The organism is Helicobacter sp. MIT 21-1697 (assembly GCF_026241255.1).
Lineage (GTDB): Bacteria > Campylobacterota > Campylobacteria > Campylobacterales > Helicobacteraceae > Helicobacter_C.
Genome location: NZ_JAPHNC010000003.1, coordinates 201664 through 220553 on the forward strand (window position 1 = coordinate 201664; position 18890 = coordinate 220553).

Annotated in this window: 19 protein-coding genes, 2 tRNA genes and 1 pseudogene; 10 read left to right on the plus strand and 12 right to left on the minus strand. The window is 36.4% G+C overall.

The genetic code is table 11. The annotated features are described in order from the left end of the window. Positions 1-38 precede the first annotated feature (38 nt). Positions 39-974, plus strand: coding sequence for an NAD(P)H-dependent glycerol-3-phosphate dehydrogenase (locus tag OQH61_RS04580; protein ID WP_266026117.1), 936 nt, complete (start codon positions 39-41; stop codon positions 972-974). A 29-nt stretch (positions 975-1003) separates the two neighbouring features. On the opposite strand, the gene OQH61_RS04585 is transcribed toward OQH61_RS04580, so the two are convergent. The 11 genes from OQH61_RS04585 to OQH61_RS04635 all read right to left on the minus strand — a co-directional run bounded on the left by OQH61_RS04585 (position 1004) and on the right by OQH61_RS04635 (position 10736). Continuing rightward, complete coding sequence (locus OQH61_RS04585) at positions 1004-1291, minus strand: HU family DNA-binding protein (RefSeq protein WP_266026118.1); 288 nt, start codon at positions 1289-1291, stop codon at positions 1004-1006. Between the two features lie 139 nt (positions 1292-1430). Beyond that, positions 1431-1664 carry a hypothetical protein gene (locus OQH61_RS04590; protein WP_266026119.1) on the minus strand — a complete coding sequence of 78 codons (234 nt, stop codon included), beginning with the start codon at positions 1662-1664 and terminating at the stop codon, positions 1431-1433. After that, a complete protein-coding gene (fliS, locus tag OQH61_RS04595; protein WP_266026120.1) occupies positions 1648-2031 on the minus strand; it encodes a flagellar export chaperone FliS in 384 nt (127 codons plus the stop codon). Before fliS ends, OQH61_RS04590 begins: the two co-directional genes overlap by 17 nt. 10 nt (positions 2032-2041) lie before the next feature. Then, positions 2042-4090: a flagellar filament capping protein FliD gene (gene fliD, locus OQH61_RS04600; RefSeq protein ID WP_266026121.1), complete on the minus strand. Its 2049-nt coding sequence runs from the start codon at positions 4088-4090 to the stop codon at positions 2042-2044. A gap of 54 nt (positions 4091-4144) precedes the next feature. Then, the gene (locus OQH61_RS04605) at positions 4145-4537 is read right to left on the minus strand and encodes a FlaG family protein (protein WP_266026122.1); all 393 of its coding nucleotides are present in this window, start codon (positions 4535-4537) and stop codon (positions 4145-4147) included. 61 nt (positions 4538-4598) lie between these two features. After that, positions 4599-5822 (minus strand): murein hydrolase activator EnvC family protein, encoded by a 1224-nt coding sequence (locus OQH61_RS04610; RefSeq protein WP_266026123.1) that lies wholly within the window; start codon positions 5820-5822, stop codon positions 4599-4601. Continuing rightward, positions 5819-6628, minus strand: a complete 810-nt coding sequence (locus tag OQH61_RS04615; protein WP_266026124.1) for a cell division protein FtsX — start codon at positions 6626-6628, stop codon at positions 5819-5821. The genes OQH61_RS04610 and OQH61_RS04615 overlap by 4 nt, the downstream gene beginning before the upstream one ends. After that, positions 6615-7283, minus strand: a complete 669-nt coding sequence (locus OQH61_RS04620) for a cell division ATP-binding protein FtsE (protein WP_266026125.1) — start codon at positions 7281-7283, stop codon at positions 6615-6617. Before OQH61_RS04620 ends, OQH61_RS04615 begins: the two co-directional genes overlap by 14 nt. Positions 7284-7286: 3 nt before the next feature. Further along, positions 7287-8477 (minus strand): tRNA (guanosine(46)-N7)-methyltransferase TrmB, encoded by a 1191-nt coding sequence (gene trmB, locus OQH61_RS04625; protein ID WP_266026126.1) that lies wholly within the window; start codon positions 8475-8477, stop codon positions 7287-7289. Further along, complete coding sequence (locus OQH61_RS04630; protein WP_266026127.1) at positions 8477-9751, minus strand: fibronectin type III domain-containing protein; 1275 nt, start codon at positions 9749-9751, stop codon at positions 8477-8479. Before OQH61_RS04630 ends, trmB begins: the two co-directional genes overlap by 1 nt. Beyond that, positions 9681-10736 (minus strand): RluA family pseudouridine synthase, encoded by a 1056-nt coding sequence (locus tag OQH61_RS04635; RefSeq protein WP_266026128.1) that lies wholly within the window; start codon positions 10734-10736, stop codon positions 9681-9683. The genes OQH61_RS04630 and OQH61_RS04635 overlap by 71 nt, the downstream gene beginning before the upstream one ends. A 68-nt stretch (positions 10737-10804) precedes the next feature. On the opposite strand from OQH61_RS04635, the gene OQH61_RS09530 reads away from it, so the two are divergent. The 5 genes from OQH61_RS09530 (at position 10805) to ftsZ (ending at position 16290) form a co-directional block, all read left to right on the plus strand. Beyond that, complete coding sequence (locus OQH61_RS09530; protein ID WP_266026145.1) at positions 10805-11947, plus strand: FtsW/RodA/SpoVE family cell cycle protein; 1143 nt, start codon at positions 10805-10807, stop codon at positions 11945-11947. Next, positions 11909-11985 (plus strand) — tRNA-Ile (locus OQH61_RS04645). Before OQH61_RS09530 ends, OQH61_RS04645 begins: the two co-directional genes overlap by 39 nt. A gap of 176 nt (positions 11986-12161) precedes the next feature. Next, positions 12162-13673, plus strand: a complete 1512-nt coding sequence (locus OQH61_RS04650; protein WP_266026129.1) for a peptidylprolyl isomerase — start codon at positions 12162-12164, stop codon at positions 13671-13673. A 7-nt stretch (positions 13674-13680) separates the two neighbouring features. Next, positions 13681-15063, plus strand: a complete 1383-nt coding sequence (gene ftsA / locus OQH61_RS04655) for a cell division protein FtsA (protein ID WP_266026130.1) — start codon at positions 13681-13683, stop codon at positions 15061-15063. Positions 15064-15075: 12 nt separating this feature from the next. Beyond that, complete coding sequence (gene ftsZ / locus OQH61_RS04660; protein WP_266026131.1) at positions 15076-16290, plus strand: cell division protein FtsZ; 1215 nt, start codon at positions 15076-15078, stop codon at positions 16288-16290. A gap of 26 nt (positions 16291-16316) precedes the next feature. Here the strand turns inward: ftsZ and OQH61_RS04665 are convergent. Further along, a tRNA-Arg gene (locus OQH61_RS04665) sits at positions 16317-16393 on the minus strand. A 147-nt stretch (positions 16394-16540) separates the two neighbouring features. Here OQH61_RS04665 and rpsU point away from each other — a divergent pair. The 4 genes and pseudogenes from rpsU to OQH61_RS04685 all read left to right on the plus strand — a co-directional run. Then, on the plus strand, positions 16541-16753 hold the full coding sequence (gene rpsU / locus OQH61_RS04670; protein WP_266026132.1) for a 30S ribosomal protein S21: 213 nt from the start codon (positions 16541-16543) through the stop codon (positions 16751-16753). Between the two features lie 102 nt (positions 16754-16855). Further along, positions 16856-17596: an ABC transporter ATP-binding protein gene (locus tag OQH61_RS04675; RefSeq protein WP_266026133.1), complete on the plus strand. Its 741-nt coding sequence runs from the start codon at positions 16856-16858 to the stop codon at positions 17594-17596. Next, complete coding sequence (locus OQH61_RS04680; RefSeq protein WP_266026134.1) at positions 17593-18282, plus strand: hypothetical protein; 690 nt, start codon at positions 17593-17595, stop codon at positions 18280-18282. The genes OQH61_RS04675 and OQH61_RS04680 overlap by 4 nt, the downstream gene beginning before the upstream one ends. After that, a pseudogene (locus OQH61_RS04685) lies at positions 18279-18890 on the plus strand (sulfatase); the annotation flags it as partial. The gene OQH61_RS04680 and the pseudogene OQH61_RS04685, both read left to right, overlap by 4 nt.

Genomic DNA, 18890 nt, shown 5'->3' on the forward strand with positions numbered 1-18890 from the left:
TTTGATATAATACGCTCATTACAATAAGTGAGGATATTATGAATAAAGTAAGTGTGTTTGGTGGAGGAGCGTGGGGTAGAGCATTAGCTTTTGCATTGGCTGAAAAAAATGAGGTAAGAATCATATCACGCAGGGATATTGGTCCTTTGCTTGAACCTTTAAATCAAAGTCTAGTAGCATTAAATTGCGCACCAATTATGCAAGTTTCTCATAAAGAGGCATTAGATGCGCAGTATTTTGTTATGGCAATAGCCACAAGTGCGTTGCGAGAATGGTTAGCAGTAGCTCATTTGCCTCAAGAGATAAAGATTCTCTGTGCGAGCAAAGGGATAGAATCTGGAAGTGGTGCATTTGTGAGTGATATTATGGAGGAGCGCATTGCTCATAAAAGTATCGCCTATTTGTGCGGTCCTAGCTTTGCTTCTGAAGTGGTGCATTCTTTGCCTTGCGCACTTGTCATTCATTCGCGCAATCTTGAGTTAAGTCGCGAATTTGGCACTTTGATGCCACATTTTATTAAAACTTATGTAAGTCCTGATGTGGTGGGTGGAGAAGTAGCTGGAGCATATAAAAATGTGATTGCCATAGCAGGAGGTATTTGTGATGGGTTGGCATTTGGTATGAATGCAAAAGCCTCTCTTCTTGCGCGAGGACTTGTAGAAATGAGCCGATTTGGAGAGCATTTTGGCGCAAAAATGGAGACATTCTTGGGGCTTTCTGGTGCTGGAGATTTATTTTTAACCTCAAATTCTACAATGTCGCGTAACTATCGTGTAGGACTTGGATTGGCGCAGGGAAAAGCAATCAATGAGATTCTTAAAGAGCTTGGTGAAGTAGCTGAAGGTGTGATTACCGCAAAAGCAATTACAGAAATAGGACAAAGGGAAAATATTTATACGCCTATTGCGAGAGAAATTAACTTGATTATTAATGGAAAAAATGTGAGGGAGAGTTCAAAAGCATTGATGGCATAGCCCAAAAGGCTATGCAAAGAGAGAAAGACTTATTTTTTAGCTTTTGCTACTTGGTCTTTCAAGCCTTTTCCGGGGCGGAACTTAGGCACAGCCTTTTCTTTTGTTTGGTAAGTTTTGTTTGTCCCGGGAACTTTGCCGCTTTTAGCTTTTTGAATAGCTGTTTCAAATTTACCAAAACCGACAAGCTCTACACTTTGTTTTTTAGAAAGAGCTTTGGAGATAGCATCCACAAAAGAATTTACTGCTTGTTCAGCATCTTTTTTTGTGTTGTAGTCACCAACTTTCTTAACCAAATCTACAAACTCAGCCTTGTTCATTACAAACTCCTTGATGTTAAATTTTGAACGCTCACATTCTATACAATTTTAAGTCTTAAGTCAAGGTATATGTGGATATTTTGCATAAATTCATTACAAAAAGCATTACTTAAACATTTATTTTATACCCCCCCCCCCATTAATTAGCATTTTCAAGAAATTTTTTTGCCGCTTTGATTTGTTCCATATTGATTCTAGTTTTAAGTTGTTTGGCTTCTAAGAGCATCTTAGTTTGCTTAATCAACTCAAGAGCTTGGAGCTTTGTCTCAAGTGGAGCATTTGGAAGATCCTGTGGGAGGTTACTTACAAGAAGAAAGGCTGCTTGGTCATCTTCACGAAGTAGAGCGACTTTAAGTTTATCGAGCCAATTCATCTTGATTAATTTCTCGCCACGCTTCTAAAAGTCCTTTTGCCACATTCATTACAATGTCAATTTTATTTGTGTCATTGGCAACATTGGCTTGTGTAAGGAGTTTGATTTGATGGGTATAAAGTCCTGTAAGATATACAGCTACCTCGCCACCTTTATCATAATCAAGCGTATTAAGAAGCTCGGTAAAAATATCAGTAGTGCGATTAATATAGTAGATTTTTTTTTCAATATCTTCAGCTTCCATATGCCGCTTGGCTTGAGCACAGAATCTTAAAATACCTTCATAGAGCATTTCTACAAGTTTTACGGGGGATTCTACTGAAACTGAATTTTGTTGATAGAGACTATAAGCATTGTTGCCATACATTGGTTACTCCTTATTTTTTAGCTACGGATTGATCAATCATCAGTTGAACACTGCTAAAGGCATTATTGGTTTTAGAGATTTGAGAATCATAAGCTGCAAATCTCTGTGCCATAATGTCATAGCGTGTATTGAGCTGTTCAACTGCTTTTTTTCTATCTTCGCGTAGTTTTTTATCATCTTTTGTGAGGCTTTCCTCAAGCACTTTAAGCCGTGCATTTGGTCCATTTAAGAGTCTATCAATCTCTTGATCAAATTTTTTAAAAACGCCATCAATTCGCACTTCTTTAAATTCTGTCGTTTTCATACTCCCACTGAAAAGTTCTTGAGTGCCTTCTGGGTCAGAGCTCAAAGCCATTTGGAGCTTGCTCACATCAAGGCTCATCACACCCTTTTCGTTCAAAGAAAGCCCATATTTTGCAAGTCCTTTGAGTTCTGTTTCTGTTTGGATTGTTGTAGAAAAGATACGATTAAGGCTAGGGCGTATCATACGAATATCGCTATTGCCATTAAATACACCAGCAATTTTAGAATCTTCGTCATAACGTGTAACATCATCAAGTTTTAAAGCAAGGTCATTATAAGATTCAACAAATTTCTTCACATTTTCTATAATCTCTTCATCATTGCGTGTAATGCTAATCACAGCAGGTTTTCCCGGTTCGGTAGTAGTAAGAAACTCAATATTAACCCCATTGACAATGTCATCAACATTATTTGTGGGACGTTTCATTGAGATACCATTATATGAAAATCTTGCATCTTCTGCTTTTTGAACATTGCGTATTTTAAAAAGCTCTTCTTGCGTTTTGGTATAATCCATCGTTATGCCAGCTTTCAAGCCCAAATCCTCAAGAGCTTTTTTGCTTTGGGGGTCATCATTTGCATAAATATTTACTTCTCCTGTATCGGAGTTAATCACAAGTTTGCCCTCATCATTGACAGAGCCATAGATTCCAGCGATATTATTGATTGCTTCGGCAATGGCTTGTGCATTTTGGGTAGATGTATTTTTTTCTTTTGTAAGTGTAGAAAGGTCAAGTGGGACGCTGCCTATATTGATTGTGCCTGTAAGTTTTCCTGCTCCTATACTTTTAGTTGCCACCATTAAGTCTTCTTTGCCATTGTTTTTGTTTTCTGTGCCAAAGCCTAAACTTTGTGCTTTAGCACCCTGAAGTTCAATGCTATAACCGCGTCTATCATTGAGAGTGAGCGCATCACTATTTGCGCCCCCTATACCGATATTAATATCATTATCAAGCAGTCCATCAAAGTCTGAATCATTTTTAATTGCAGCAATAATAGCTTCTTTAAGAGCTTCTGCGTTATCTTGAGTTTTAGATTCTGTTGCAGTTTTGGAAAGTTTGATGGCAAGAGTTTTCTCAATGCCTTTTTTGTCCTTAAGCGTAATGTTTAAATCTCCATCATTAAGAGCAAAAGCACCAGAGGGAACGACAGAGCCACTTGCAGTTGAGCCAAAATATATGCGGGAAGATTCACCTGTATCTTTTGAATTAACCATAAGCTGATAAGGGTTTGAGCCACCTGTTTTCATCACGATTCCCATTACTTCGCCTTTTGTTGTATCTGTGATGAGCTGTGCTACCTCGCCTAATTCCATACCTGCTTTAATATCAATTTTATAATCACGTCCTTTGTGGTGAAATTTTAATACAGAATCTTTTTGGCTAAATGCAGATTCTCTACTCTCATATTTTGAGCCTATTTCATTAATGTCAGAAGTTGCTACAGAATCTATATCAATTTTAATATCTTGTGTGGGCACACCTGTGGATATATTTGCTTTGAGTGCATCACCAATAACATTACTAGAGCGTCCCAGATAAGTAGAATAGTCTCCGAGCTTACTTGTGCTAGATTTTAAATCACGCAAAGCAGAGGTAATAGCCACAAGCTCGGTTTGTTTTTCAACATTTTGCTCAATTTTTTTATCAATGGGCTTGATAAGTGAAGCCTCATCAGCTTCCCTTAGTTTGTCAATCACATCGTGATTTAAAACTTTGCTTCCAAGTCCAAGCGAACTCAATGTGCCAAGTGCCATATTACCTCTTTTCTTGTGTATTTGTGTTTTTAAAGTTACAAGTTAAATGAAAGATTAACCTTGTTTGTCAAAAATGACACCAATGACTTCACGCATTTTTTTCATCAATTCAATAGCCTCTTTTGATGGAATCTCGCGAATCACCTTATCACCATTACTTTCTTTAACCGTTACCATAAGACCGGGTATATTTTCATTATATGAAAAATGAATATCGGTGTCAATGCGCTTCATTTCGTCATTAAGCTTTTTGCTTAATTCACGCAGTTCATTTTCCAGTTGTTTTTTATTTTCCCTGTCTTGATGTTGCGCAGTTTCTTCTCTTACACGCACTTCTATGGGACGTTTATCTTCCGTGATAGTTTTTCCACTTGTGCTTATCATATTGACCAACTGATTTTTAATGGTATTGTTGGTGTTATTAACATTATTAATATCATTAAGCATAGCTTCCTCCTTGAAGTTACAATATAAACTAGAGGATACATCGGATAAAAATTTTATTTTTTTAGTTGAGTTTTATAAAATCTGCAGGATTGATATGTTTATCTTTTTGAGTGATTTCAAAACTTAAGCGTTCATTGACTTTGCCAATAATCGTGCCTTTTTTAATAGGTGTGCCGGTTTTAATTGCAGATTCTATTTTGTCCATATATGCATAAATAGTATGGATAGCATTATTATGTTCAATAATCACGACTTTTTTAAGTCCGGGTGCTTCTTTGGCATACACTATCTTGCCATCAAGCACATTTTTGACTGGAGCATTCGGGGATTTGGGGTTGAGCATAATTGCTGCATTGAAAATTTTAAATTTATATACAGGATCAAAATAGGGTCCAAATTTTTTTTCAACAACATAATTATCAAGTGGCGAAAAGGTTTTTGCACCTTTATAGGCAATGGTTGGCACATCACGATATGAAGTGCCAAATTGTTTTGGGGCTTTGATGCTGCTTGGGTTTTTTTGGTTATTGATAAAAGCTTGTTGATTAGAGCCTTGTTGTTTTTGTTCTTTAACAATATTAAGCTTGGAGAGAATTTCATCAAGGCTTTTGCGCTCTTTGACAATGTCTTTAAGCTGTTGGTCATAGGTTTTAAGCTCGGTTTGCATTTTTGAAAGAGTAGCTTTTTGTTGTTCTTTTGCCGTTTGGAGATGTTCTTTTTTGTTGGTTTGAGCCTTAATGGAATTTTGAATTTGAGAAATAGCGTTACTTATTTGCTTGATTTCGTTATTAAGAATATTGTGTTTGGCATTGAGTGTTTTGATAGAATTGCGTGCGTTTTTATGCAGAATCTGATAAATATGATATTGCACTACACCATCAATAGAATCAATATCTGCAGAGTGGCTAATAACCATATTAAACGCGATACCCTGCACAATAAGCTTGATAAGTTGGTTTTCAATATGAAGTTTTTGCTCTAAAAGTGCATTTTGTTTTTTTTGAGAATCTTTAAGTGTTTTTTCTTGGCTTTGGGATTTGCCTTGATTTTGTTCTATATCTTTTTCTAAAGCATTGATTTGATTCCCAAGTTGTGTGAGTTCGGCATTTTTTGCATTAATTGCTTTGCCCAAAACATCAAGTTTTTTGCTAATGGCTTTTTCTTGGGATTTGGCAGTGGCAAGTTTATCTTTGTTTTTTGCAATATCTTGGTCAATATTTGCCATACATACATTTATGATAACACATATTGCAATCCAGCCAAAGCCCCTCATTATCAAATTCATAAGTCTTTTTGTTTAATAATGACAAAAACCACCGAGACAATAGATACAAGTATAGATGTAAAAAGAAGAATGACAAAATCACTCCCCATACGGAATATATTGCTTGTTACTTCAAGTGTGTGAAATACTTCTTGCATTTTGTCGTGGTTAATGAGATATGTCATACCTGCAATAATAGCTATCGTTGAAACAATAGAATCAATAAATGCAAGGCGGAATAAAATGCCATTTCTCATCCACGCAGGAGCACCTAAAAAAGCCATAATTTCCATTCTATCACTATGTTCAAATTTCCAAATTTCAATTTGTTTTACCATAAGAATATAACTTAAAATGGCAATAAGTGATGCAAAAACTATAATTGAGCTTTTAATGATGAGCAGGAGCTTATAAACTTGCGAATGACTCTTACTAAAAGATTCAACTTTAGTTACGCCATTAAGCTTTGAAAGTGTTGTATTAATCTTTTGGAGTCGGTCTTCATCTGGGAAAGTAGAGAGTTTGAGCGAATAGAAAAAAGGCAATTCTCTTTGCAATGTTTCAAGGCTTTCGCGACTAAGATCCTTTTTGAGTTCATTCATCATATAATCAGGCGCAATAGCTTTTAACTCCTTTGCTTCACGAATAAAACTTTGAATCTTATCAAGCGTAAGTGCATTTTTTGAAGCAATAACGATAGAATAATTATCAGAGAGCTTGTTTTCGTGTTTGGTTACAGCACGATTGACAAGCATAATGCTTTCAAGGCTAAAAAGAAGAGCTAAAAGCGGGATAATAAGTGCCAAATGTCTCCTAAGCAAATTCATAAACCACTCCTTCTTCTATATGTAATCTTCTAAATGGAATATTAAGCCTATCAGGCATTCGGTGAGTTACAACTACAACTGTGATGCCAAGCTGCTCATTTACACCTTTGAGGAGATTCCAAATAAGCTCACTTGAGTAATCATCAAGGTTACCCGTTGGCTCATCAGCAAGAATAATTGTTGGATTGTGCGCAAGCGCACGCGCCATAGCTACGCGTTGTTGCTCACCCCCACTTAATTCAAGAGGAAATTTATTTGCCTTATGCGAAAGCTTAATATGCACAAGCAGTTTTTCAACTTGGGATTTGCATACTTCTTTTTTGTAGCCATTAATGATCATAGGCAACATCACATTGCGCTCTATATTCCATTCTTTAATTAGCTTATAGTCTTGAAATACGATGCCAATACTACGGCGGAGATGATTAATACGACTTTTTGATGCTTTTTGCATATTGATACCAAAAACATTTAAAAACCCACTTTTAACACCTAAATATCCAAAAAATGAGCTTAAAATAGTGCTTTTTCCGCTACCTGAAGCTCCTGTTATGAATACAAACTCTTTAGCATTAATATTAAAAGTGGCATCTTTAATGACAAGCTCGTCATTATAGCCTAGATTGAGATTTTTTGCTTCTATAATTGTGCTCAAATTTTACTCCTGTGTTAGAATCTGCATTAAATATTTATGCGCCTTGATGGCTGCTTGTGTGGGGATAGGGTTATGCCCAATATACCGAGTTGATATATTATCGCAAAATGCGATTTGTAGAAACTTGCTTTGAGGCTGGTTAAAATCCCCAAAACATAATGCCAAGACATATATATCCCCCGCACAATACAGATTATCAATATGCAAAAACCAATCATTGGCAATTTTCTTATGTGGAAAACTCTTGTAATTATCCAAATTTTTTCTTAGAATCTTATCAAAATAAAATGTTTTTTGGGTATTTTTTACATTTTTTTCATTATTTGTATGTTTGTGGGTGTGAAAAATCTTTAAATCATAAATATTTTTTTGTTGTTTTGTCCATCTCGCTTCGTATTTGCTCGTGATTGCTTGTTGTTGGTTTTTATGTATTTCTAAGCTTATGTTCTTTTCTTGCAAGGCAAGAGAGAGGACATCTTGAAAATATACTTCATCATCACTGCGCAAAGCAAGCATTCCACCATTGTCTAAAACACGTAAAGATTCTTGAATAAATTTGGGTGAAAAAATGCGTCTATGGTGTTTTTTGTTCCAAGGCACAGGAAAATGCACATAAATGCCCTGCGCAATATGGGAGGGGAGAATCTCAAGGAAGATACGCGCATCACCATTAATAATATAGAGATTTTTTAAGTCTAAGAGCTGCACTTGTCTCAAAATCTGCTCAATAGAAGGAGTATGAATTTCTATACCAACACATATAAGATGAGGGTTGCTTTGCGCAAGATGTAAAAGATGGCGTCCCGAGCCAAAGCCTATCTCAATAAGGCAAGGTTTTGCAAAATCCAAAAAAAACTCCATAGACTTCAAATAGGGAGATTGGAGATTCTGTCGCGGAGTATTGTTGTTGAGGTTATGCGAGATGATATTTTTTTGATAGGCACATAGAATCTTAAGCGCATTCTTCATAATACCTGTGGGTTGAGTTTTGGTGCTTTTTTCACATTTGAGAATGGCATTATTTTTACTCTCACGCCACGCTTTGCGTAAGAAAAACTCACTATCTTTATATCGCACTAAAATGAGGGATTGTGTAGAATCATTGCATTGTTTGGCTTCATACACAAAGCTATACCCCTCTTGTGTAAAGGGCATAGGAGGCAATGTAATGTGTGGCGCAAGAAAATGTGGCATTATCTTGTAGCCTTTTGAGATTCTATGGAGAGTTCAATTTCTTGTGTGGGTGCAGATTCTATGCCATTTTTGTCAATGCTTGTTACGCTATATTTATAAATGATACCTTTTTGCATTTCTTTATCGGTAAAGGTAGTATCGTATATATCAATAAAGCGCGCACTTTGTGCCCATATCTTTCCCTCTTTGCGATAAACAATGTAGTTTTGAATACGCTCATCACTTGGCGTTTGCCACGAGAGGGTGGCTTTGCCATTAATCATTTTTCCCTCAAAAAGCAAAGGTGTGCTTGGAGGCGGAAGACTTGAGCCTTTCGCGGGTGAGCTACTCATACGCCCCTCTAAGCCATTATCGCCTAAAAGCACGACTTGATAGTAATAGCTTATCCCATCTTCTTTATCTTTGAGCTTATGTGTGTAGCTTGTTTGATTTGTAGTCGCTAGTTTTTTATAGTTTTTATCGTTGGGAGAATAGAGAATTTTATATTGTTTTTTGCTTACACCTTGTGTATCAGGAGCTTGTTCCCAAGTAATTTTAATCTCTCGGGGCAACTCTGAAGTAGCTTGGATATTTTCAATAGGTGCGGGTTGAGGGATTGTTTTTGCACTCACACTTTGTGAGGGCTTACTTTTGATACCCTCATAGCTTTGTGCGATAATGCGATAAGTGTAGCTCTCCCCATCTTTTAAATCATCATCAAAATATTCTACACTCAAGCGATGAGGGATTGTTTTAATTGTTTTAAATTCACCTGCTTTGTTTAGACGTTGAATAAGATAGGAATCTATGCTCGGATTTGGGTGTGGCGACCAAATAAGCTTGATAGAGCGTGGCTGGTTGTTCAGGGCAAAGACACTCTCTACTGCATCAATAAAAGATGTTTGCACAACAATAGGCTCACTTTTAGGAGAAATCGTATTATTACTGCCAAGTGTGGCAAAGGCATAGATATATTTTGTTTGAGGTTTAAGATTTATATCATAAAAATGCGTAGTAAAGCGATTTGAAATCGTAGCGATTTTTTGTAGTTTTTGATTATCTTTTGCTTGAGCACGATAAATGACAAATCCTTTTATTTGCTCATTATCAAGAAATTTCCATTCAAACCCAACAGATGAGACATCAGCGAGTGTGTTTATAGAATCAATGCGCGGAAGCGAAACATCTTCTTGGAGTTTTACGCCAAAAGAAGAGAAGCAACCATTAAGAAAAGCACTCAAAAGAGCGCATAATCCTATTAACTTCAAGTAATTCCATAATGTTTTTGTGCTCATCGGACATATCCTTTGTGAAGTGAATTTGGAGGAATTTTAGCATATCTGGAAAAATAGGCGCTTTAAAAGTATAGTCTTGTTGTGTTCTGGGGTGGGTAAAATAAAGAATATAAGCGTGAAGCAAGATTCTATCTTGGTAATGATGAGTTTTGCCTTGAGGTTTGTATCCATAAAGTGTATCGCCAAGAATATGGCGTGAGAGGCTTTCAAGGTGGGCGCGTATTTGATGTGTCCTACCTGTGTGGAGTTTGATAGCAATGAGTTCAAACGCTCCATTGTCCGAAGTGGCAATTTTGACAAAAGAGCTTTTTGAATCTCGCACTCCTTTAGGGATAGACGCATTTGGGCGAATGTGAATCTTGCTCATTTTAAGGCGGTTATGTGGATTGCGCCCCATAAAGCATTGCACTTGTTGATTCTCTTTAAGCGGTGCATCAATAATAGCAAGATAATATCGTCCCATTTGACGAGTTTTGAGCTCTTTGGTGAGAGTAGTATAGGCAAGATGCGATTTGGCAATAGCTAAAGCCCCGCTTGTTTGCTTATCAAGGCGATGAATGATTCCATAACGCTCCTCTCCACTAAGTGTGTAAAGAATATGAGCATTGAGTTTGAGCCAATCTACAAGTGTAGGCTCTTTGACGCTTGGTGCGTGATGAATGATAAGATGAGGAGGTTTGTTGATAATAAGTACATCTTCATCTTGGTAAAGAATATCAATGTTAAAGCGTTCATCATCTCCTGATATGGTATATGAAGAAGATAAAGGTGCATTATTTATACAAGGAGATTGCACTTGAATGCAATCTTTTGCTTTGAGCAAAGTGCCATTTTTCACACATAATGTGCCATTAAGACACACTTGTTTGTTTTTGATAATGTGATGGATTTGATTTTTACTCCTTTGAAGTTGTATGCTTAAATAAGAATCAAGGCGTAATTTGCCATTATTTAAGTCAAAATCTGATACAATAATTTCTTTCATTTATCGCCTAACTATGTTTATATTTTCTTCATTTTCCGTTGAAAATGAGATTATTTTGAGGAAAAGCTGTGATTGATAGACGAATTTTAACACATTTTGATTTTATTTTATTGCTTTTTGTATTGCCATTAGTTATCCTTTCTCTTTTTTTAATCAATGAGTTAGATTCTGCTTTGTTTGCCAAACAAGTGAAGTATATTGCTTTAAGCTGTGGGCTAATGATTTTTTTATTTTTTATACCCTTTAGGCATCTGAATAGTGTTATTGTAGTATCTTATGTTATATGTTTAATCTTATTGGTTTTGGTGCATTTTATTGGCACTCAAAAGCTTGGTGCGCAACGTTGGGTGGATATTCCTTTTACAAATTTTTCTATTCAGCCAAGTGAAATTATGAAAATCTTTCTTATGTTGCTTTTGGCTTCTTATATCACAACGAATCCTCCGCCAAAAGATGGCTATGGCATAAAGGAATTTTGTATTATTAGCTTTTTTATTCTTGTGCCTTTTGTTATCATTCTTAAAGAACCTGATTTGGGGACAGCAATGGTGATTTTACTCACTGGATTTGGCACACTTTTTTTAATTGGTGTAAATAAGCGAATCTGGATAGCTTTGGGATTGATTGTCGTTTTGCTCGCTCCTGTGGCATATATAGCTGATCCTCTTAAAGACTATCAAAAAAAACGTATTATGGACTTTATATCAGACAAATCTCCCTATCAAGTTGATCAGGCTTTAATTGCTATTGGTGCAAGCGGATTGTTTGGTAAATCAAAAGAAGATGCCACACAATCACAACTTAAATTTTTGCCTTATGCAAATACAGATTTTGTTTTTGCATATTTTGTAGAACGTTTTGGACTTTTTGGGGCATTTGCTCTTTTGAGTTTATTTCTTTGTCTTATAATCTATATTTTGAGTCTAAGTTTTATGCACCAGCAGGATTATTTTTTGCGTGTAGTAACGGGCTATATGACTATTTTGATTTTTTTATATGTAAGTATTAATGTGTGTATGGTAATAGGATTAGCTCCTGTGGTAGGAATCCCTCTGCCTTTGGTGAGTTATGGCGGAACAAGTTTTGTTACTTTTATCACTCTTTTTACGATACTTGAAAACATTCTTGCCTTTAGATTTGTTTTTGAGTATAATACCTCCTCCAATGGGCGAGGACCTTTAGCTCAGCTGGTCAGAGCACTCGGCTCATAACCGATTGGTCGCAGGTTCAAATCCTGCAAGGTCCACCATAGCTTCTTGCAACGATTCTCTCGTATTTTCATTCATCAACTAAAATTTGTTAGCTCTTAATGAATATTTCTATATTTTTCTTAAGAAATTTTGGTATTTGCGCATTTAGTCTCTTTTTATTTAGCAAGTTTTATGATACAATAGGCATTAAAGTTACACAGAGGTTAAAACTATAATGATTACTTGGATGCAAAAGCATAAAAAGTGGCTCGTTATCACTATTTGGATTAGTGCCATCGCTTTTATTGGTGCTGGAATGGTGAATTGGGGTTCTTATGGGTTTGGATTAAGCAATGATAAAGTGGCACGAGTTGGCGCGATTGATATTCATATCCCTGATTACCAAAGAGCTTATAGCGAAGTGTTTAATGAATATTCGCGTATTCCACAGCTTGGTGGTATCCTTGATGAGGCTCAAGCAAAACAGCTTGGTTTGCCGCAAATTGCCCTTCAACGAGTGCTTCAGCAAGCACAATTACTTAATTTTGCGTATGATTTGGGTTTGTCTGTGAGCGATGAGGAAGTGAGCAATGAAATTATCAATGCAAAGGTATATGTTGATAAAGAAGGTCATTTTAGCCAGCAAATCTATAAACAAGCTTTAAAAGAGCGACAAATGAGTCCAAGTGAATTTGAGGAAATAATACGCAAATCTCTTCTTATTCAAAAAATTTTTAGTGTTATGAATCTCAATATCTCCCAATCTTCACTCCAAATCCCTATGGTATCAGTTACACCCTTAGAGATAGCCGCATTGGAAATGGCAGATTCTGTACGTGATAGACTTATGGTGAAAAGTATTCCCATTACACAGGTGGCTTTTTCATCAACAGATGATGAATTGAAAGCATTTTGGGAAACAAATGCAGATAATTGGAAAACACCTATGGAGTTTAAAATAGAATATCTTTTTGTGCCTTTTAATGAACAACACCCGACAGATGAGGATTTGGCAAAGCATTATGAGGATTTTAAGAGTGATTATTTAGATAATGATGGGCATTTAATGAGTATGGAACAGAGCAAAAAGCAACTCACGCGTGATGTCCAAAAACTTGAAGCCCAAAGCCTTGCTAAAAGGGAATATCGTGATTTAAAAAATGGGAGCAAACAAGGAAAGATACTTGCACTGAAAGATAATGAGCGGTTTTTTATAAAAAATGGTGTGGATTTAGTAATAGCAGATATGAAAGCAGCTCAAGTAGGGCAAGTGTTAAAACCCATAGAAGCCGATGAGGGTTTTGTAACCTTGAAACTCCTTGAGAAAAAGGAAAGTGTGAATCAAAGTTTTGAAGAGGCAAAAAGTGCAGTCAAGGAGATGTATGAGCATACCAAAGCTAAAGAAAATCTTGTGAAACTTGCTCAAGAAAGTGTAAAAAATTTTGTTGGCACAGATATTGGATTTATTGATAGATTTTATAATGGTGCTATACTTACGCTTGATTCTAACCAAAAGATGCGCTTTCTTTCGCAGGTTTTTGGCAGTCAAGATAAAGAGGGCTATGTATTATTTGATGATAAGGTGGTATTATATCGTGTATTGGAACAATCAGCCACACCTAAAGACAAGGAAAATAATATAGCAATAATGGCTAAAAATATCAAATATGGTGCAGTCCTTGATACTCTAGCAGAGAATCTGAATAAAGCTTATAAGACCACTATCTATATTGATGTAAGCAAGTGAGGTAAAAGTGAATCAAATTATATTGGGCATTGACATTGGTTCAACAAAGATTTGTTCCGTTATCGCCGAGATAAAACAAGATGGAACACCCTACATTCTCGGTTCGGGCACACATAAGGCTGATGGTATCAAAAAAGGCTCTATTACAAATATTGAGCTTGCTTCTTTGGCAATACGAAATTCTGTTAATGATGCCAAAAGAGTCGCTGATACAAATGTAGATAAGGCAATTATATCTCTCTCTGGTGCATATACAAAAAGCATTAGAGAAAACGCAGTTGTAAATGTCCCAAGCAATGAAATTGGATTAAAAGAAATTAATCGCGTAATGCAAACAGCTATTTATAATGCCGTGATTCCTGAAGGACACATTGTTATCCACGCGTTACCTTATGAGTTTAGGCTTGATGACCAAAGCTATGCTGAAGATCCAATGGGTATGAGTGCATCGCGCCTTGAAGCTTTTGTGCATATTGTAACAGCAAAAAAATCAGCACTTGAAAATCTTAAACGCGCAGTGCGTGAGAGTGGCATAGAAATTGAAAATATTGTTTTAAGTGCGTATGCCTCATCAATCGCAGTTTTAAGCAACGAAGAAAAAGAGCTGGGCGTAGTGTGTATAGATATGGGTGGGCAGACTTGTGATTTGATGATTTATAGTGGTTATTCTATGCGGTATAGCGACTTTCTAAGCGTGGGTTCGCATAATATCACTATTGATTTAGCCACTGCTCTTAATACTCACCCAAGCACAGCAGAGCAAATCAAAACAGAATATGGCAAACTCATTTTAAGCGATGAAGATAAGACAAAGGCTATTAAAGTGCCTCTTATGTCAAGTGATACAGCTACAACAAATGTAAATTTAGAAATTGTCCATGCGGTGTTATCTGCTCGTGTGGAGGAAACTTTGCAACTTTTGGCAAAAAGCATTGAAAAAAGTGGTTTAAAAGATAAACTTGGCGCAGGTATCGCTCTCACAGGCGGTATGGCAAATCTTGATGGTATGCAAGAATTTGCATCAAGTATATTTCGCAAACCCGTAAGAATATCTAAACCCACAACTATGAATGGACTTTTTGATGGCTTAAAAGGCGCACATAGTGCTACTGCAATAGGTTTGATACTGCACGGAGCAGGGCAACATACGAATTATGAAATAGATTATGACAAAAAGATTCATTACAAAAAGAGTAATATTGTTACAAAGAATGATGATATGAGTAACATTGGACTACCAAAAGATACTATTCAGGAGAACACAGGAAATGCAAACATCATTCATAATGATGATTTTTCACAGATTAGAACTTCAGAGAAGGATAAGCATAGCAATCCTTTTACGAGATTCTGGAATTGGGTTAAGCAAGTGGTGAGTCAATTATTTTAAGGAGAGAGCAATATGGAAGACATAATTCAAGAAATTCAACCAAAAGCACAAAACGCAGTCATTGACAGCAGTGTGAATATAAGTATCCAAGAGATTCAAGATGAAACAAGCAAACAAGGTGCAGTGATTGCAGTCATTGGTGTAGGTGGTGGTGGCTCAAATATGGTCAATTATCTTGCCAATAATAATCCACACAAAGATGTGAAGCTTATCGCAGCAAACACAGATGTCCAAGCCCTTACAACAACACAAGCAAGTCTCAAAATGAAACTTGGTGAGCGATTGACTAAAGGTTTGGGCGCAGGTATGCGACCAGAAGTTGGTGAAAAAGCAGCACTAGAGACTTATGAGGAGATTAAAGCCGTGCTTAAAGGAGCAGATATTGTTTTTATCTCTGCTGGATTAGGTGGTGGCACAGGCACAGGAGCAGCTCCTGTAATAGCAAAAGCTGCAAAAGAAGTAGGCGCACTCACGGTTTCTATTGTAACGAAGCCTTTTAAATATGAGGGTGCTAAGCGAACACGATTAGCTGAAGAGGGTTTGCGTAATCTTAAGGCAGAGAGTGATTGTATTATTGTGATTCCAAATGAAAGGCTGCTTAATATTATTCCTAAAAATTGCAGTCGTAAAGATTCCTTTGCTTTTGTAGATAATGTCCTTGCACAAGCAGTAAATGGTATGTCTAGTGTTATCTTAAATCATACACAAGGTGATATAAATGTGGATTTTGCCGATGTTCAAACTATAATGAATCATAGGGGCTTGGCACTTATGGGTATTGGTGAAGCCACAGGTGATAATGCAGCCTATGATGCTGTGCAGCAAGCTATTGTTTCTCCTTTGCTTGATAATATTTCTATTAAAGGTGCAAAAGGTGTAGTCGTATGTATTGAATCTTGTGAATCTTATCCACAAGCGGAATTAGCTGCAGCAATGAATGAAATTAGTTCTATCATTGACCAAGAAGCAGATTTTATCCAAGGTATGCACACATTATATGATGTGCCAGAGGATTTTGTGCGCATAACCGTGATTGCCACAGGCTTTGAAAAAGAGATTGTAAATGGCAGCAATGATTCTTTACAAAAAACAGAGCAAGAGTTGGCTTTAGAGCATTCTCGTCAAAACATACAGCTTATACGCAATGTAAGTGGAGAAGATTATAATTTATTTAATAATAGCGATGCTCTTGAAGTGCCTACATATCTTCGTAATCAAAAAGACTAGGGATTTAAAAAAAAGAAGTTGTATAGTGGCGTGCTCGGAGGGATTCAAACCCCCGACCTACAGGACCGCAACCTGTTGCTCTATTCAGCTGAGCTACGAGCACAAATTATTTAACTAAGCTTGGCATTCTAACTAAAATTCCTTAAAACTCACTTTACAAACTCATTGCAAATGATAAATTTAAGGATATTTAAACAAAATCCGCGTATAATGCGCCCTTTACATCTTAAAAAGAAAGCAGGTGAAAGCTATGCCAGGTATTAAAGTAAAAGAAGGCGAATCTTTTGAAGAAGCGTATAGAAAATTCAAAAAACAAACAGACCGCAACCTCGTTGTAACCGAACTGCGTGCAAGAAGATTTTTTGAATCCAAAACTGAAAAGCGTAAAAAACAAAAGATTAATGCAAAGAAAAAAATGCTTAAACGACTTTATATGCTCCGCCGCTATGAGTCTAAACTTTAAATAAAAGAATCTAGCTCCTCCTCTTTAGCCTTAAAGAGTATAGGGGAGGGTGATTCCCAAACTCTCTTTTCTGCTACCTTTATACACAAAATGGAGTAAGAGATGAATGAAACTAATCTTGTAGAAATCTCGCATTTAAGCAAAACTTATAAGGATACTATTGCCCTTTATGATATAAACTTACACATTCCTCAAGGCAAAATCATTGGATTGCTCGGACCAAATGGCAGTGGCAAAAGCACATTGATTAAGATTCTCGTAGGGCTTTTGCGTCAATATCAAGGTGAAGTGCTAATTTGTAGGCATAAGCCAAGTCTTTATACCAAAGAAATCACTGCATATTTGCCCGATAGAAATATCCTCAATCCTAGAATGAATGCTCTGCAATGTATAAAGTATTTTTCAGATTTTTTTGCTGATTTTGATGAAAGCAAGGCAAAGCAAATGTGTGAAAATTTGCGCATTTCTTTAGAATCTCATCTTAAAAGCCTCTCTAAAGGCACGATTGAAAAATTACATTTAATCCTTGCACTTGCGCGTGAGGCGAAGCTTTATATCCTTGATGAGCCTATTGCCGGAGTCGATCCTTACTCAAGAGAGAAAGTTTTTGAGTTGATTAAAAAGTATGTTCCCAAGCATTCAAGTGTAATTCTGGCTACTCACCTTGTCAATGATGTGCAACCTATTCTTGATGATGTGATATTTTTATATGAGGGGCGTGTGTTGCATTATGAGAGTGTGCAAAGCCTTGTGAGTGCGTATGAGAATCTCCAAGCCGCGTTTAAAGCCGAAGTTGGGAGATTAGATTCTATGGCAGATTCTATAAATGGAGAGTGGAAATGAAAGGATTTTTGACATTTTTTAAATATGAATTTGTCTCTAGCGCAAAGCCTTTGAGTTTCGCCTATGGTATGGGAATGTTTGCCTCACTTTTATTATGGGCTACTAACCACGATTTTATTTCTATGCCTTTGCGTGATATGTGTGAAACACTGCTGTTTGTCCTTATGGCGAGTGGTTATGCTGCTTTTTGTGTATTGCTTATAGTGAGAGTATTTCAGACATTTTGGGTGGAGATTTTTGGCGATAGGGGATATTTGACACTGACTTTGCCCATCAGCCTTGATGTGATTTTGTTTTCAAAAATTCTCAATCTTTTGTTTTGGGCGTGTGCTGCTGCTATTCTTTCTCAATTTATAGAGATTATTGATAATCCACAAGCTTTTTTGCACTTTGGCTTACGCCATTACTTGGAGTATTTGTATTTTCTTAAATTCCCGATTTTGGTGTTGTATTATATAACGCTTATACTTTTTGTTACTGCACTGCTTAATGCACTTAGAATCCGCACTCTTGTGCTTCTCAAAGGCTTTGGCTTAGTCATTATAATCCAGCTTATCCATACTTTTATCTCTACAATGTTTTTTCCTTATTTTGTTCTTATGGATTTTTGTATGGATTTGCTTGGTATTATTGTATTTTATTCTTGTGCGCGGTATTTGATTATGTATAAATTGGAACTTGAATGAAGCTTTTTAGCAACGCCCTGCTTTTTAGAATCTATATTATTTTGCTGTTTTTAAATACAATCATTCTCTTTGGTTCGCAATATTTTGTTTATACCAAGCATTGGGATTTGTATTGGTTTAGCTCATTTTTTTATCGCGAATTGCTGCTGTGCGTGAGCTATTTTTTAGCTTTTTGGCTCTTTTCCCTACTACCCCAAAAGCTTGGCAAAGCGTTAGCGTGGATTATTTTGTTTTTGAGCATACTTTGTTTTATTACTGATGTATTTTTGCTCTATACTTTTGATACAAATCTTAATTCTTATCTTGTCATTGTTGCCCTAGAGACAAATCCACAAGAGAGCGCGGATTTTTTGCGCAATTATGTGAGTCTCCCGCTTTGTGGTATTTATGCACTTTTTGGCATTTTATGCTTGATTTTATGGCATAAAATTACACCTTTTGCACCCTCACGCAAGTGCGCACATAGAATCTACACTGCACTTATTCTTGGTATAGGCATTTTGGCACTGATGATTTTTACACAAACAAAGCCGCTTAATGAGGATTGGTCGGATATGTTGTATAATTACACAAAGCAGACTTATCGTGCGATTGAAAATACACGAGGA

Coding starts and splice junctions, on each gene's coding strand:
- OQH61_RS04580 (WP_266026117.1), top strand. CDS start 39: ATGAATAAAGTAAGTGTGTTTGGTGGAGGAGCGTGGGGTAGAGCATTA.
- OQH61_RS04585 (WP_266026118.1), bottom strand. CDS start 1,291: ATGAACAAGGCTGAGTTTGTAGATTTGGTTAAGAAAGTTGGTGACTAC.
- OQH61_RS04590 (WP_266026119.1), bottom strand. CDS start 1,664: ATGAATTGGCTCGATAAACTTAAAGTCGCTCTACTTCGTGAAGATGAC.
- fliS (WP_266026120.1), bottom strand. CDS start 2,031: ATGTATGGCAACAATGCTTATAGTCTCTATCAACAAAATTCAGTTTCA.
- fliD (WP_266026121.1), bottom strand. CDS start 4,090: ATGGCACTTGGCACATTGAGTTCGCTTGGACTTGGAAGCAAAGTTTTA.
- OQH61_RS04605 (WP_266026122.1), bottom strand. CDS start 4,537: ATGCTTAATGATATTAATAATGTTAATAACACCAACAATACCATTAAA.
- OQH61_RS04610 (WP_266026123.1), bottom strand. CDS start 5,822: ATGAATTTGATAATGAGGGGCTTTGGCTGGATTGCAATATGTGTTATC.
- OQH61_RS04615 (WP_266026124.1), bottom strand. CDS start 6,628: ATGAATTTGCTTAGGAGACATTTGGCACTTATTATCCCGCTTTTAGCT.
- trmB (WP_266026126.1), bottom strand. CDS start 8,477: ATGCCACATTTTCTTGCGCCACACATTACATTGCCTCCTATGCCCTTT.
- OQH61_RS04630 (WP_266026127.1), bottom strand. CDS start 9,751: ATGAGCACAAAAACATTATGGAATTACTTGAAGTTAATAGGATTATGC.
- OQH61_RS04635 (WP_266026128.1), bottom strand. CDS start 10,736: ATGAAAGAAATTATTGTATCAGATTTTGACTTAAATAATGGCAAATTA.
- OQH61_RS04650 (WP_266026129.1), top strand. CDS start 12,162: ATGATTACTTGGATGCAAAAGCATAAAAAGTGGCTCGTTATCACTATT.
- ftsZ (WP_266026131.1), top strand. CDS start 15,076: ATGGAAGACATAATTCAAGAAATTCAACCAAAAGCACAAAACGCAGTC.
- rpsU (WP_266026132.1), top strand. CDS start 16,541: ATGCCAGGTATTAAAGTAAAAGAAGGCGAATCTTTTGAAGAAGCGTAT.
- OQH61_RS04675 (WP_266026133.1), top strand. CDS start 16,856: ATGAATGAAACTAATCTTGTAGAAATCTCGCATTTAAGCAAAACTTAT.
- OQH61_RS04680 (WP_266026134.1), top strand. CDS start 17,593: ATGAAAGGATTTTTGACATTTTTTAAATATGAATTTGTCTCTAGCGCA.